The sequence below is a fragment of the Bradyrhizobium sp. INPA03-11B genome, assembly GCF_040446015.1.
GTDB classification, from domain to species: Bacteria; Pseudomonadota; Alphaproteobacteria; order Rhizobiales; family Xanthobacteraceae; genus Bradyrhizobium; species Bradyrhizobium macuxiense_A.
Window position 1 is genome coordinate 1 of sequence record NZ_JASGSR010000163.1, and the last position, 14,635, is coordinate 14,635.

General features: G+C 59.4%; 12 protein-coding genes. 7 read left to right on the forward strand and 5 right to left on the reverse strand.

Annotated features, from left to right (window positions below; translation table 11 throughout):
• Positions 1-844: 844 nt before the first annotated feature.
• The 4 genes from QMZ05_RS37095 to QMZ05_RS37110 all read right to left on the reverse strand — a co-directional run bounded on the left by QMZ05_RS37095 (position 845) and on the right by QMZ05_RS37110 (position 5,755).
• Complete coding sequence (locus QMZ05_RS37095; protein ID WP_353705260.1) at positions 845-2,521, reverse strand: PAS domain-containing methyl-accepting chemotaxis protein; 1,677 nt, start codon at positions 2,519-2,521, stop codon at positions 845-847.
• Positions 2,522-3,230: 709 nt separating this feature from the next.
• Positions 3,231-3,386, reverse strand: a complete 156-nt coding sequence (locus tag QMZ05_RS37100) for a hypothetical protein (protein WP_353705261.1) — start codon at positions 3,384-3,386, stop codon at positions 3,231-3,233.
• A 763-nt stretch (positions 3,387-4,149) separates the two neighbouring features.
• Positions 4,150-5,199, reverse strand: a complete 1,050-nt coding sequence (locus QMZ05_RS37105) for an HD domain-containing phosphohydrolase (protein WP_353705262.1) — start codon at positions 5,197-5,199, stop codon at positions 4,150-4,152.
• Between the two features lie 256 nt (positions 5,200-5,455).
• Complete coding sequence (locus QMZ05_RS37110; protein ID WP_353705263.1) at positions 5,456-5,755, reverse strand: hypothetical protein; 300 nt, start codon at positions 5,753-5,755, stop codon at positions 5,456-5,458.
• 216 nt (positions 5,756-5,971) lie between these two features.
• On the opposite strand from QMZ05_RS37110, the gene QMZ05_RS37115 reads away from it, so the two are divergent.
• The 3 genes from QMZ05_RS37115 to QMZ05_RS37125 all read left to right on the forward strand — a co-directional run bounded on the left by QMZ05_RS37115 (position 5,972) and on the right by QMZ05_RS37125 (position 8,567).
• The gene (locus QMZ05_RS37115; RefSeq protein WP_353705264.1) at positions 5,972-6,112 is read left to right on the forward strand and encodes a hypothetical protein; all 141 of its coding nucleotides are present in this window, start codon (positions 5,972-5,974) and stop codon (positions 6,110-6,112) included.
• 750 nt (positions 6,113-6,862) lie between these two features.
• A complete protein-coding gene (locus QMZ05_RS37120; RefSeq protein ID WP_353705265.1) occupies positions 6,863-6,955 on the forward strand; it encodes a type IV secretory system conjugative DNA transfer family protein in 93 nt (30 codons plus the stop codon).
• A gap of 172 nt (positions 6,956-7,127) precedes the next feature.
• A complete protein-coding gene (locus tag QMZ05_RS37125; RefSeq protein WP_353705266.1) occupies positions 7,128-8,567 on the forward strand; it encodes a methyl-accepting chemotaxis protein in 1,440 nt (479 codons plus the stop codon).
• 579 nt (positions 8,568-9,146) lie between these two features.
• On the opposite strand, the gene QMZ05_RS37130 is transcribed toward QMZ05_RS37125, so the two are convergent.
• The gene (locus QMZ05_RS37130; protein WP_353705267.1) at positions 9,147-9,932 is read right to left on the reverse strand and encodes an IclR family transcriptional regulator C-terminal domain-containing protein; all 786 of its coding nucleotides are present in this window, start codon (positions 9,930-9,932) and stop codon (positions 9,147-9,149) included.
• Positions 9,933-10,048: 116 nt separating this feature from the next.
• On the opposite strand from QMZ05_RS37130, the gene QMZ05_RS37135 reads away from it, so the two are divergent.
• From QMZ05_RS37135 to QMZ05_RS37150, 4 genes are all read left to right on the forward strand, one after another.
• Entirely contained in the window at positions 10,049-11,275 is a 1,227-nt protein-coding gene (locus QMZ05_RS37135) for an ABC transporter substrate-binding protein (protein WP_353705268.1), read from the forward strand.
• A 54-nt stretch (positions 11,276-11,329) separates the two neighbouring features.
• Positions 11,330-12,280: a 3-carboxyethylcatechol 2,3-dioxygenase gene (locus QMZ05_RS37140; RefSeq protein ID WP_353705269.1), complete on the forward strand. Its 951-nt coding sequence runs from the start codon at positions 11,330-11,332 to the stop codon at positions 12,278-12,280.
• 45 nt (positions 12,281-12,325) lie between these two features.
• A complete protein-coding gene (locus tag QMZ05_RS37145; RefSeq protein WP_353705270.1) occupies positions 12,326-14,137 on the forward strand; it encodes an FAD-dependent monooxygenase in 1,812 nt (603 codons plus the stop codon).
• A gap of 23 nt (positions 14,138-14,160) precedes the next feature.
• The coding region (locus QMZ05_RS37150) for an alpha/beta hydrolase (protein WP_353705271.1) at positions 14,161-14,635 on the forward strand (475 nt) is incomplete at its 3' end.

Genomic DNA, 14,635 nt, shown 5'->3' on the forward strand with positions numbered 1-14,635 from the left:
CCGTAGTTGCGCCTATTCCATCGCAGGTTCTGACACGTCGTTTTGACGGACTAATCCGCCTTGATGCTCCCTAGTATGGCGCTAATGAGAGGCGACGCTGTCGTTCCTCGCGGCAAACCGTGTTCGTTTTCTCTGCTCTCTTCGCGACCGCGCCATTGATCGCTGATCCACCGCCGAGAGCGCCCGTCGGCATCCGGGCCCCCTTCGCAGAGCCGAAAGGAGGACCCTATGAGCCAGAAGAGGCCGCGTCACCCGGGCGGCATCATCCTGGAATGGTGCGCGAGATCAACTCGGAATGCTGGGCGACATCGAGCGGAATCCGCATACTTGCCGATGCCATGCGAACTCCTCGCGTTGTTAGCAACCATATAGCTACCACGGTAGTACGAAACGTGGCGAACGACAGCGAACCATTGGTGAGCTTTGTTGCTGAAATTACAAGATTATTCGAACTTGCGCGTAGCGCGTCGCAAACGTGACGGAGATGGTTCTCTCACTGCCTTGACTACTGACATCAGCAGCAACCCGCGGGCGAACTCTGTGCTGTGCTTACACTGTTTGTGGGCACGGCTGCAACGTCGGCGCTATGCCGAAGCATAGTGGCAATCGACAGATCGAGACCGTGCCAACGAACCTGTTGGACCGGTGGTTCACGGCCGAGTGTCCGAACCAGATGTGGATCGCCGACTTCACCTATCTCTAGAGGCGGCGGTCCCTGCGCACCTGGCGTGTCAGCTCGCCCTTGATGTCACTGGCGATCTGCTCGCGGATCAGGGCTCCGAGCTGTATCTCGGCCTCGTCGCCAGTTAGGCCATCAGCTACCGGTGGAGGTGTACGTGACTGTCTAGCCGGCTGCGATCCTTGCCGCTTCGGCAGCCGCGCGTTGCATGCTGGTCGACATCTCGCTGGTCACGGTGCTCTGCTCTTCGACGGCAGCCGCTGTGGAGGTGACGTATTCGCTCACATTGCTAATGGCGTGCTTGATCGCCTCCAGTGCCCCAACGACGTCTCCCGAGATGCTGTTGAAGCTGCCAATTTCCGCCCCGATCTTGTCGGTTGCCGTCTTGGCTTGCGTGGCGAGGCTCTTCACCTCGGAGGCGACCACCGCAAAGCCTCGTCCGGCTTCGCCGGCGCGGGCGGACTCGATCGTAGCATTGAGCGCCAGCAGATTGATCTGCCCGGTTATGCTGTTGATCAGATCCACGATGCCGCTCATGGACTGAGCAGCCGCGGCAAGCCGCTGTGCCTGCGCATCGGCCGTCGCAACGCGGTCGACGGCGCCAATCGCCGTTTCGCGCGACTTGGTCATGGCTTCGGAAATCTCTCGTACCGAGGCGTTCAATTCCTCGGCGCCGGCTGCGACCGATTCCATCATGGCGCGGACGCGCTCGTTGCCCATGCGGACCAGCACCTGCCGGGTGGTGTCGGTCGCGTACTTGACCACCTTGAACGGCTTGCCGTTGAGATCGAGGATCGGGTTGTAAGAGGCCTGGATATATATCTCCCTGCCGCTTTTGCCGATGCGCTTGTATTCGGCCGCCTGATACTGACCGCGATTGAGGCTGGCCCAGAACTCGCGATAGGCCGCACTGTCACGCTCCGACTGATCAACGAACATGCTGTGGTGATTTCCCTTGATTTCGCTCAAGGAATAGCCGACGGCGTTCAGGAAGTTGTCATTCGCGTTGATGATCGTGCCGTCCATGTTGAACTCGATCACTGCCTGCGATTTCACGATGGCATCGAGTTGCCCTGCAAAGTCAGCATTCTTCAGCTTTTGCGCCGTCACGTCGGTCGCGAACTTGACCACGCCCGTCGGTCTTCCAGCCTCGTCCAGAAGGGGATTGTAGGTCGCGAGGATCCAGACTTCCTTCCCTCCCTTTCCGATCCGCTTGTATTCGGCCGCCCTGTGCTCGCCGCGGTTCAACGCATCCCAGAACTCGCGATAAGCCGCACTGTCGCGCTCGTTCGGATCAACGAACATGCTGTGGTGCCGGCCCTGGATTTCGGACAGCGAATAGCCCATCGTTTTGAGAAAATTGTCGTTGGCGGTCACGATCGCGCCGTCAAGCTTGAATTCGATCATGGCCTGCGCGCGGTTGACCGCCGCGATCTTCGAAGCGTCGGCTAGGCTGCGCAGCTTCTTCTCGGTAACGTCGGTGGCAAATTTCACGATCACGACCGGCTTGCCGCTGCCGTCGAGCACGGGGTTGTACGATGCTTCAATCCAGACCTCGTGGCCATCCTTGGCGATCCGTTTGAACTCCGCCATCTGAAACTGGCCGCGGTTCAGGGTTGTCCAGAATTCACGATACTCGAAGCTCTGCCGCTGTTCTGTGGGGACGAACATTGAGTGATGTTGACCTTCAATCTCTTCGAGCCGATAGCCGAAAACATCGAGGAAATTCTGGTTCGCCGACATGACGGTGCCATCCAGCGCAAATTCGATCATGGCTTGCGACCGGTTGAGGGCATCGAGTCCAGATTGCGCACTTGCACTGCTCTTGCGGCGGAAGATCATGTTGTCTCCGGAAAATACAGGAAATTGGACTGGCACTGAAACATTGCCGGCGCTGCGCAATTGTGGAGAAGGACGCGCAGGGCAAATCGAAAATCATTAGGTATCAGAATTCCAAAGATTCGACTAATGGCGGATCCAAATTGCGCTTGCAGACTGAGATATCGAGGTTGCGCAGTTCTGCGTAGCATTTGTTGACCTAATTTATTCTTTGAGCGTGCTCGTCCGTTTGACGTCGCATTTGGAGTCCTGCCCGAGTTTCGCTGGAGTTACTTGGTCGCAATGGGGTAACTGCCAAGCCCACGGATGTCTCTGGGGACAGCGACCGGGACCGTGTCGGCCATGATGCGGGCTTGGTCACATCACTTGCCGTCGATATCCTTGAATGCCGCGTGGGATCTCCCGGTTCGGCATCTCGGAGGAAAGCGGCACCTCCGGCGAACCTGTCAGCGGTCAAACGACGAAGTGGAATAAATCTGTGTGAGAGCGCCGTCGAGCCGCTCGATCGCGGTGCCAAGCTCGGATTGAGCGGAAACGAGCCATTGCAAGATCCTCTCACTTCGAGATTGGAAACGCCGAAGGCCGTCAGAAGGTATTTCAGCCGATTGAGTGCGGCCTATAATTCCATGGCTTCCGTCACGATGCCCTCGTCGCGATGCAATCTGAGCAACAATTCAGGAGAACGGCAGTCGACCTTGGGCATGTAGGGGGCCTACATCGCACGAACATTGATTAGAAACGCGTCGATCTGTTGTTGCAATTCGCCCGACTTCGACTGCAGGGACTGCGCGCCTGCCAGTAAATCGCGCGACGAAACGCCTGCGCTTTGCGCCGCATCCTTGACGCCGGCAATGTTCGAGGAGACCACGCCTGGTCGCGGCGGACTGCTCTTCGACGGCCTCTGAAATCGAGGTGTTGACCGCGCTAATCCTACCGACGACACGTGCGATCTCGCGAATGCCATTCGCGGCAGCCTTGCTCGAACGCTGTATCGCCTTGATCTGCTCTTCGATCTCTCCGTTGCCCGCGTGGTCTGGGTCGCTCGCGCCTTGATCTCGGGCACAACCACGGCAAACCCTTTGCTTGCTTCGCCCAACGAATACGTCACCTCATCGAAGCCGTCGTCGACGAGCACCGTGACCAACGATTGTCGACCAGGATGCAGCGCGTGGCGTCGGAGACGAAGATAGCAGCGGGCTAGTTTCGGGCAGCGGTAGACCCGCTACTTGCCGCTCGAACCATCATCCTTGAATGATGCGGCCATTGATGTCTGTTTTGGCTCATCAACTGGATGTCATTGAACAAGGGCGAGGTTTGTTGCCCGTTGGCCCACCGGATGACAACTCCAACACGACCCGCACTCCTAACGACGTCAAGGTCCGCGTCAGGAGTGCCTTGCCAGAAAGATAGTCGCCCGGCGTCTATCGCCTTGCCTGGTCCCCCGTCACGGAACGGCTCGCGCAGGGCTATCGTATGAGAGTATCCCGCGTATAATCGGTGGTTTTGCCAACAGCCGGTCGGACGCATTTGCTTGGCATCCGCGGTCCAATTCCGATTTCATCCTCATCAGAGCTCCGTGTTTTGTTCAAGTCGCGCTCGCGTCAAGCCAGGTATTGGAAGGAAGTCGGGAATTACCTGCTCAACGCGACGTGCCGGAAAGCATCGACCAGCGGACTCTCCAATTTGCCCTTCATGCCAACCAGGATCTCGTACGCGACATCACGAGACATGGGTGGCTTGTACGGTCGCTGCTCAATCAGTGCTGCAAAAATGTCGGAAATCGTAAGAATGCGGACAATGTCCGAAATGTTCACGGCGCTAAGGCCGTCCGGGTAGCCGCTGCCGTCAAGATATTCATGATGATGCCGTACCGCGGCGAGGATTTCCCTCGATATCTCTGCAGTTCCGAGAAGGATCTGATAGCCGGCCGCAGGATGGGTTTCGATCAGGGATCGTTCGCGGTCATCGAGCTTGCCCGGTTTATCCAGCACCGCGAGTGGAACTGTCGCCTTGCCGATGTCGTGAAACATCGCCGCAGAATGCAGCCGATCAATGTCGCACCTGGCCATGCCGAGGCTTAGGCCAAAGTCCACTGCAATGCCCGTGACCAGGAGGCAGTGCTGGTACGTACCTTCGTGGTAACGACGAACGATCGTTAGCCAATCCGCTAGACTGTGCTCGGCAATATAATCAGCAATCCTATTGCCGGCGCGCCTTATCTCCGCCACATCGACCGCTGAACCGCGTATCGCAGCTTGGAACATCGCCGCAAAGCATGCAGCTCCCTCAGCAGCTATCTTTTCGCCGCCCAAAGCTATTTCGTTTGATCCGACTGACGGAGGCCGCTTGTTGGCGAGCCTCTCGAGCAGCTGAGTGGACTTGACGGGACTCGCCAGTATGTGTGTCGCGCCCAACGCATAGGCTTGGACCATTGCGAGACGTGTGGATTTGTCAACGACAAAGACACGTTTGGGCGCGCGCAACATGCTCGCCATCATAGCTTTCAATATGGCAATGTTCTCGAGGACTCGTAGGTCGACGTTGACCACCACCGCGTCTTGGGCAGCGGAAGAAGCTGCACCCGAGCCGAGCAACTCGGCCGTAACGTCGTATTCGTGGGCCAGCATGCCAGAAATGGCGCAAAGCTTGGCGCGGCTATCTGCGACAACGCGAACGGACATTGGAAAAGCTCTGTCGATCTTCTTTCATTGAAAAACCCGCGCCCCTTCCCGAGTCCGGTCGCAGCTGGCCTTGCGGGCTGATGCACCGGCGTGATTTGCGAGCGCTAGTAAGGAATGCAGTCGGTCTAATTGCAGTCGGATAGTCTGTGTTACAGCTCTTGCTGACTAGCGCCGTTACGCATCGGCGTTAGCCAATCAGGCGAAATTGCTTTGGCGCGACAGTCGTCACAGCGGTCAGCCTCGCTGCGCGTTGGCGTCAGCTTGGCCGATACAAGGCGCGATTGTCGGAGTAGAGCATGCGCATCCGTTCCCGCTTCTCAAGGCTGCACCGACGTAAATGCTGCCAAGCCACACCGGACGAATCGATGTCATTCGCGACATCGCCCGCAAAAGTTGGGCCACGAGACGATCCGAATAGTTCGCCAAACTCATCGGTTTTGCGGTCGTTCTGAAAGCTGCCGAAGATGCTAATCGCCCTGAGCGATCTGTCCAATACATACCAACGTTTACGTCTCAGCGGACGGTTACGGCCAATTTCGCTGCTGGCGGATGCCATGTTTGATCTTAGTGTTGGGTCCCGCTCTCCCGGCATGGCGTATCGGGCATATCGAATAGTGCACGTGTGATCGCGAACTTTGAGACGAGCGCGGCCGACATCCACGCCGATCGCGTTCATCAAATCGAAGCCGTGAAACTAGGGGCAGTGTCAGGCCGGGCCGAAATGGAGGGACGTCCTCCGCGGGTACGTGTATCATGCCCGTGGAGGAACAGGATGAAGGTAACGCAAAGAGAATTGCAGGCGCTCAGGCTGTTGCGCGCATTCTCGAAGATCGAGGACGAAGACAAACGAAAAGCCATCCTAAAACATGTCGAGGCCGAAGCCGAGTCTGAGAAGGATCCTAAAAATACATAGGAGCCGGGCGGCTTTTATCGCGGGCGAGCCAAGTCGCTATCACCGCCGCTGTCGTCGTGGTCGGGATGTCCCTCAACGTTTATGGAGAGCGGCGACTTGGTCTTCTGGGGTTGCTCGTACCGGGATGCAAGATCGAGGAGCCGCCGTCTGATAAGCAGATCGGCGCGGCTAGCAAGCTCGCGAACCAGACGAGCCCGCTGTTTGTTACATTCATCGTCCAGCATGGGATCACCCAATAACCCCTTTGTACTGCAGATCGTTCAAGGAAGCTGTTGAATGGCGTGTGTGTAAGCGAGCTGGGTCCTCGGCGGGCGGTTGCGGCATCATCTGACGAAGGGAAGGCCGGCATCACCAGGCCAAGGCTCGCCAAGCTTCTGAAGATCGGTCGAGCCACAAGGGCTTTTGCTTTTGTCCGGAGCACCAAACTCGACAAGCCCCGCCTGTCCACGGAGCGTTGAGCGTGACCTTGAGGTTCGCCGCGGTGCTCTCGTTGAGGGTAACGAAATTGGCGGTGATCTTTGTCCGGAGCGTGATTGCCTTTGGCGAGCGGTTGATTTTATGTACTCGCGGACACGCCTTCGATCACCCATGGCTTCGCGCGATGGTCGACCGCCCGGGAAAGTGTCCGTAGCGGCGTCCGGCAACGAAGCGGGCTCTTCGTCGTCAAGGTCTGGGTCGGTTCGTACGCGACAACACGAAAGTATTCGTGCTATTCGCGCCAACACACGCCGGGGAGGCGTTTAGGCTGTCATGCCGAACTTGCTCGACTATGCCGGCTCGATCATCGTCATCGATATCAAGGGTGAAAACCACGCTGTCACGTCGGGGGCGCGAAATTCTTAACGGTCGAATCTGTAGCACATGTCCCAGGTGGCGCGCGCATGCTGCTGCGGAGTGTCGAGACTGCGTGTAAGGCCATTCTCGTGAGCAGTGTGCATATACTCGAGTATACTCAGCTATACGCGGATATATGAATGGGCAAAGTGCCGCCAACCGATGCGCAAGAGAAACTTAATTGAGATTCGATACGACCACTCATGTTTGGCTTCAATCGGCGATTGGAATCATGTGGCGCAGTCGGATATCAAGTCTCACTCTTGCATTGTCTGTACCCGCAGCAACAGTTGCAGCCAATGCAGACGCCCTATCGCTCCACTTCTGGGGCGGACTGTTTCTCGGCGGATTGATGTTGGTGCTTTCGCTCGTGACGTCGACGAGGCAGGAGGCAACAGCGGCGACCCTGGACGAAGCTATGGCGATCAGAGCTTTCGAGTCGATCAAAGACGGTATCACTGTTTATGATGCTGACCGGTGTGTCCTCGGCAACGACGCTGCAGCTCACATGCTCGGGTTCTCCGATGGAGAGGAGCTGAGAGGATTGGATATCGCCTCGCTTTCCTTGGACCCTCAACCGAACGGCAAGACTGTTGCGCAGATGTTCGAGGAGACCGATGAAGCTGTGATGAGGTCGGGCCACGTCGCGATGGAGTGGTGGCTTCGGCGCAAAGATAAGACCTCCGTTCCCGTCAGGATAAGTCTCGTCGCTTCGAAATTCAGAGACCAGCCGATAGTTGTGTGTGTTTGGCAAGACATAACCGATTTGGTTCGCATGCGAGAAGAGAGGCAGACTCTTGCGCGGAAATTTGATTGTGATGTGTCGCGGGTTGTCGACGTTGTAGCGGGCTCAATGCAAGACATGCAGGCAGTCGCATCGGAAATTGCTGCTTCAACGGACAACGTCTGTCTTCGCACTGAAGCCATGACAAGGATGGTAAAAAAGACCGAAGAAAATTCGACCGCCGTGTCTTCGGCCGCTCAGGAATTCTCGGTCTCGATTTCGGAAATCAGCCGACAGGCCTTGACCGCCGCGAACGTTTCGCAAACTGCACGCGACAAGACCGTGCACGCTGAAGCAACATTAGCCGAGCTCGTTGCTGCCGTGATGAAGATCAGCAGCGTCGTCCAAATGATCGATGGAATAGCCTCGCAAACCAATTTGCTGGCGCTCAACGCAACCATCGAAGCAGCACGAGCTGGCGAAGCGGGTCGAGGTTTTGCAGTGGTGGCGGGGGAAGTGAAGCGTCTTGCTGCCCAGGCAGCCAAAGCGACAAGCGAGGTTGATACCCAGATTCTTGCCATCCAACAAAGGACGGAACTAGCGACTGCGGCGATGGGTGACATCGCTGACATAATCGAGAAGGTGCAGGAGATATCGGGCAGCATATCGGCAGCGGTAGAAGAGCAATCGGTTGTGACGAACGATATATCAAGAAGTATCACCAACATTAGTGCCGATCTGCGCGAAGCGTCTCGAGATATCGACCAACTAAATGATGCATCGCGTGCCTCCGGTTCATCGGCAGGCCAGACGGTTGGGAAGATGGGGCATTTGAACAGCAATATCGCTTCACTGCAGGGGCAAGTCAGCGACTTCCTGATCAAAATAAGGGCGTAGTACGACTTTATCTCTTTATCTGTTCATGTCGCGCGGAGCAGGCTTCAACCATGGGCAGCGTCAAGGCGCCATCGCCGGCGAGGTCCGCAATTGCTTGTCTGTGAAGAATGCAGATCGGCCCAGGCGACGGGTAGAAGGGCCCTCGATAGTATTCGATTTTGAGGGAAAGCCACGTGCCCCAGCAAGAATCGCGGAAAGCGTCGCTCTGAGCGCGTTGTTCGAAGGCCATTTCACTAGGCCGCGGCATGGCAGCGTTGCGATTGGCACTCCGCCAGGTCGCATGCATTCGGCTGAAACCGATGCTCGCAGCTTGATTGCGCGAAACACCACATTGTCGAAACAAGCATTGCGCGTCTCCTTGAGGGTGATAGCTGGGCCGAGACCCTAGATGGCAAGCAGGGAAGGCAGGTGAGTGGCATCGCCGGTCCCGGTCGCTTGGACTGGAGTTTTACACGTCGTCGCGGCCGTTCCCTTTGAGCCGCCGACCGTCTGCTTGGCCCTCGTTCCTTTTTTGGAATTCTGTTCGATAGGGCCTACGACCGGTTCGCGCAATTACCGGTACAGAATGTGCCGTACGGGCTACACGACTGTGTCCCGCGTTCTGTTCGCGGTTGACCATCGGCGTTCGACGTCTCTCACCGCATGTTTCATACTCGTCAGATATCTTTGTGCGGCTATGTCGGGCGTCATGGATGAGGTGAAGAAGATCAGATTGAGGCTACCAAGCATGGGACCGCCAGTCTGGATCGGCAGCGCGATGGCGCTGATGCCTTGCTCAGATCCGTCTACAGACGAAGCGTAACCGGCCTTTTCGGTTTGGAGGACGACGCTCTCGATGAAATGGCGGTCTTTGGCCAACGGAGCATCCTCTTCAACCAGTGACGCAGTCATCTCAAGCATTTCGCGGCGGAGCGATGGCTTAGACGCGGCGAGGATCGCCCGGCCCAACGCACTGCGTACCAATGATCTTCTGCGGCCAACCATCGAACGATGAACCGAGAACGGACTGAAGGGATGTGTGCTCTCCCGGATCAGCACGGAGCCGAGTTCGAACACTCCGAAGTCGCTCGGCCACGACACCTGGTCGAGCAGGCTAAACATCGCTGGAAGCGCGGCTTGGCTCGACAGATCGCGCGAAGATACGCCGTCGCTCAGCTTGCGCACCTGCGGTGTAAGACCAAACAAGGCGTTCGTCTCGTCGAAGGTCACGTAGCCGTCGTCGCGCAAGGTATCGAGCAAACGGTAGCAGGTCGTCCGGTTGAGCCCGGTCCTCTTGGCGAGCTGTACGACGTTCGACGGCCCGCTCGTATTGAGTTCATTGATCAGCGCCAACCCTCGGGAAAGCGCCCTGACATTGCGGTGCATGACCCCTCCCGGGCGTGTTCGCAGTGCGAACATTCCACAGACTTCGATGGAATCAAAGCGCAATCGGCGGCAATCCATCGCCCGTACGCCGAAACAGGCGGCGACGGGAGGAAACGATGGTTCATTCAAGCTTCTACTTGTCCGCAGCCATGTGCCTGTCCCTCGCATTTTCGGCTGCGCCGGTCGCAGCGCAGACCGCCGGCGGGAACCCCAATCTCAGCGGTGGCAAGGTCAAGGTCGGCGTTCTGACCGACATCGCCGGTCCAACATCCATGGCGAACGGCAAGGGCTCGGTCGTCGCCGCCGAGATGGCCGCGGAAGACTTCGGTGCCGGCCTGACCGTCGAGGTGATCTCGGCCGATCACCAGGGCAAGCCCGATGTCGGCTCGCAGATCGCTGCGCACTGGTTCGACGTCGACGGCGTCGACGCGATCGCCGACATGCAGGGATCGCCGATCGGCTTCGCCGTGCAGAACATGGCCGCTCAAAAGAGCAAGATCATGCTGCTTTCCGGCTCGACTTCGTCGGATTTCAGCGGCAAAGCTTGCTCGCCACTCACGGTCCAATGGACGGTCGACACCTACAATCTCGCGAAAGGCGCTGCCAAGTCCGTGATCGAGGCTGGCGGCACGAAGTGGTATTTCCTGACGGTGGACCAGGCCTATGGTCATGCGCTGACGCGCGACACGTCGGAACAGGTCAAGCTCAACGGCGGCCAAGTGGTCGGCAACTCCGTGTTTCCGCCGAATACCTCCGACTTCGCGTCCTTCCTGCTGACCGCTTCTAATGCGGGTGCAAACGTCATCGCCATCGCCGCCTCAAGCGGCGATACTGTGACGGCGCTGAAGCAGGCCGACGAATTCGGGCTGAGCACGACCGCCAAGGTCGTTCCGCTCCAGTCGGTGCTGACCGACGTGCACGCGGTCGGCCTGAAGATCGCGCACAACGCCTACGAAGTATCGCCATTCTACTGGGATCGGACGCCCGAGACGCGCGCCTGGGCAGAACGCTTCTATGCCAAGGCCAAGCAGATGCCGACCGGCTTCCACGCTGGCGTCTACTCCTCGGTCGCGCACTACCTGAAGGCCGTGAAGGCTGCTGGTACCGACGACGCGCCGGCCGTGATGAAGCAGATGGAGAAAGAGCGGGTCCACGACTTCTTCGCGGCCGACGGCTACATCCGCGCCGACCGTAAGATGATCCACGACATGTATCTGCTCCAGGTGAAGAAGCCCGAGGAGAGCAAGGGCGAGTGGGATCTGTACAAGGTCGTGCAGACCTTGCCCGGCGAGGTGGTCAACCGTCCGCTCTCCGACACCCCGTGCCCGCTGGTGAAGAAGTAGCGAGCCCGCGGCTATCGATCGACAAATCAACTCTGCGTTCGAAGGAATTGGACCATGTCAGTCGCCATCGTCTGCGCTTCCCATACTCCCTTGATGTACAAAGGGCCCGCCACCAACGAGACCGAGCAACGCGTACGAAGTGCATTCGGGCGGCTCGGAAGTTTCGTGAACGAGTTCGCGCCGGACTACATCATCCAGTTCGCGCCCGACCACTTCAACGGCTTCTTCTACGACCTGATGCCTGCGTTTTGCGTCGGAGCCGGAGCCTTCTCGCTGGGCGACTGGGGAGGCGGGACGGGGCCGCTGGACGTTCCGGAAAAGACGGCGCTCGAGCTCATCGACCACGTGCGGGCGGAGGACTTCGACGTCGCAGTGTCATATCGCATGCCGGTCGATCACGGCTTCGTCCAGATGTGGGAGGCGGTGCTTGGCGACTTCAAGTCGATCCCGATTTTGCCGATCTTCGTGAACGCCGCTGCACCACCTGTCCCGACCTACCGCCGGGCTCGGCAACTCGGTGAATCCGTAGGTCGGTTCGCGACAAGTTCCCGCAAGCGAGTCCTGTTTGCTGCGTCAGGCGGCCTCTCGCACGACCCTCCGCTGCCGTCGATCAAGGACGCGTCCCCCGAGATCCGGGAGCGCCTGATCAACGGGCGGAATCCGACCGCAGAAGCCAAGGAAGCGCGCGAGAAGCGCGTGCTCGAGGCAGGCGTTCTCGCCGAGGCGGGAAGGGGACCATGCCAGCCGCTCAATCCGGACTGGGACAAGGACTTCATGGAGATCCTGCGCAGCGGCCAGATCTGGCGCGCCGACGCGCTCGACACCGGCAGGGTCCGCGAAGCCGCGGGCCGCGGCGCCAACGAGGTGCTCGCATGGGTCGCTGCCTTCGGCGCCTTCGCCACGGGCGGCCACTTCAAGATGGAGCACGAATTCTACGAAGCGATTCCTGGCTGGATCGCCGGCATGGCGATGATGGCGGCCAAGCAGGCCGACACCACTCATTGATCGACTATTCCCAGCGCGAATGCAGAAGCATCGCGGAGCAGGCAAATGGCATACGAAACAGACGTGCTCATCATCGGAGCTGGCCCAACGGGCTCGACGACCGCGCTCGCCCTCGCCAATTGCGGCGTTCGCTGTCACATCGTCTCGCGCGGCAACTGGATGGCCGACAGCCCGCGAGCCCACATCACGAACCAGCGCGCCAACGAGGTCTTCCGCGATCTTGGGATCGCGGAAGATGTGGCTCGGTATGCGAGTCCCTGGGAGCTGATGGGTGACACGACATTCACGACCAGTCTGGGCGGCTCCGAGCTGATCCGGATGCGGACGTGGGGGACCGGCGACGATCGCCGCGGCGATTATCTGCGCGCGAGCCCCTGCGGCATGGTCGACATCATCCAGCCGCTGCTCGAGCCCATCCTGTTCCAGAAGGCCGCGGAGAAGGGCGCGACCTTCGCGTTCAACACCGAGTACGTCTGTCATGAGCAGGACGCGGACCGCGTGACGGCCACGCTGCGTGATCGCCTCGATGGGCGTGAGTACACCATCCGCGCACGCTACATGGTCGGCGCCGATGGGGCGCGATCGATGGTGGTGGACCATCTCGGGCTACCCGTCGAAGGGCAGATGGCGCGCGCGGGTACGGTCTATACCGTTTTCAACGCCGACCTGACCAAATACAGCAAGCACCGGCCGAGCATCCTGAATTGGATCGTGACGCCCGACGCGAGCTTCGGCGAGATCGGTATGGGGCTGCTGCGGGCCGTGCACCCTTGGACGCAGTGGATCGCCGGCTGGGGCTTCGACATCAGCAAGGGAGAGCCGGACCTCTCGCCGGAAGCGATCATTCCGAAGATCAAGGTGCTGATCGGCGATCCGTCCGTCGACATCGACATCGTGCGCACATCGATCTGGTACGTGAACCAGGCCTACGTGACCCAGTATTCGAAGGGCAGGGTGCTCTGCGGCGGCGATGCGGTCCACCGGCACCCGCCGTCGAGCGGCTTGGGAAACAACACCTGCGTGCAGGACGGCCACAACCTCGGTTGGAAGCTTGCTTATTCGGTGAAGGGCTGGGCCGGCCCGAACCTTCTGGAGAGCTACTCGCAGGAGCGGGCGCCGGTTGGAAAGCAGATCGTACTGCGAGCGAACCAGTCCCGGCTCGACTACGCCCCGCTGAACGCGTGCTTTCGTGTGCAGGGTGCCGAGAACCCGGTGGCTGCGGGCATCGTCCGCTTCTGCGATCCCGGTCCGGAGGGCGTCGCCGCCCGCAAAGCGGCCCAGGCCGCGCTGGATCTGAAGCAAACGGAATTCAATGCTCAGGGCACCGAGATGAACCAGCGGTACGAATCTTCGGCCGTGATTCCCGACGTCGGTGCCAAACCGGAGGAGTGGCGGCGAGATCGCGGCCTCTACAATCAGCCGACGTCCCGCCCGGGAGCCAAGATCCCGCATGCGTGGCTCGTCGATGGTGAAGGCTTGCGCGTGTCGACGCTCGACGTGACCGGTAAGGGCCTCTTCACCGTCGTGACGGGTCTCGCCGGCGCTGCGTGGAAGGAAGCGGCGCTGCGCCTTGATCTGCCATTCCTCCGGGTCGTGGTGACCGGATCGCCCGAAGCGCAGGACCTCTATTGCGAGTGGCAGCGCATTCGCGAGATCGAGGAAGCCGGAGTCCTGCTCGTCCGCCCGGATGGTGTGGTCGCGTGGCGCGATATGGAAGGGACGTCTGACGCTGGCGAGGCTCTCGGCAGGTTGAGCGCGGCGATCCGGACGGTCCTCGACCTTGCGGACCTTTCTGCGATCCCGCGCCAGAAGCCAGTGGAGCCGTCGAGGCCAAGCGGCACGCCACTTTTCGCCTGACACACATGCCAACGAGATCCGTCATGAACGTCACAAGACCGGAAAACTTTTCGAGCGTCTGGGCCGATCTGAGGGGGCTGTCCTTCGGGCAGCGCTACATCGATGCCGGCGGGATACGGACCCGCTGCATCGAATCCGGCGACCCGTCCAAGCCCCTCGTCCTGGCGCTCCACGGCGTCGGCGGCCATGCGGAGGCGTACTCCAGAAATTTCGGCCCGCACGCCGATCATTTTTGGTTCGTTGCTATCGACATGCTTGGACACGGTTGGACCGACAAGCCACCGATCGAGTACCAAGTCGTGGACTACGCTAACCACGTACTCTCGGTTCTCAAAGCTCTTGGCAGGAACAAGGCGATGATCAGCGGTGAATCGCTGGGGGGGTGGGTCGCGACCTATCTTGCTGTGCATCGCCCCGCTACGGTCGAGAAGCTTGTCCTCAACACCGCCGGCGGCTGGACGGCGCATCCTCAGGTCATGGAACGGCTGAAAAAGCTGT

What these genes read in the sequence shown, in the direction of transcription:
- QMZ05_RS37105 (WP_353705262.1), bottom strand. Translation starts at nt 5,199, where the DNA reads ATGTCCGTTCGCGTTGTCGCAGATAGCCGCGCCAAGCTTTGCGCCATT.
- QMZ05_RS37145 (WP_353705270.1), top strand. Translation starts at nt 12,326, where the DNA reads ATGGCATACGAAACAGACGTGCTCATCATCGGAGCTGGCCCAACGGGC.
- QMZ05_RS37095 (WP_353705260.1), bottom strand. Translation starts at nt 2,521, where the DNA reads ATGATCTTCCGCCGCAAGAGCAGTGCAAGTGCGCAATCTGGACTCGAT.
- QMZ05_RS37135 (WP_353705268.1), top strand. Translation starts at nt 10,049, where the DNA reads ATGGTTCATTCAAGCTTCTACTTGTCCGCAGCCATGTGCCTGTCCCTC.
- QMZ05_RS37110 (WP_353705263.1), bottom strand. Translation starts at nt 5,755, where the DNA reads ATGGCATCCGCCAGCAGCGAAATTGGCCGTAACCGTCCGCTGAGACGT.
- QMZ05_RS37120 (WP_353705265.1), top strand. Translation starts at nt 6,863, where the DNA reads ATGCCGAACTTGCTCGACTATGCCGGCTCGATCATCGTCATCGATATC.
- QMZ05_RS37140 (WP_353705269.1), top strand. Translation starts at nt 11,330, where the DNA reads ATGTCAGTCGCCATCGTCTGCGCTTCCCATACTCCCTTGATGTACAAA.
- QMZ05_RS37130 (WP_353705267.1), bottom strand. Translation starts at nt 9,932, where the DNA reads ATGCACCGCAATGTCAGGGCGCTTTCCCGAGGGTTGGCGCTGATCAAT.
- QMZ05_RS37115 (WP_353705264.1), top strand. Translation starts at nt 5,972, where the DNA reads ATGAAGGTAACGCAAAGAGAATTGCAGGCGCTCAGGCTGTTGCGCGCA.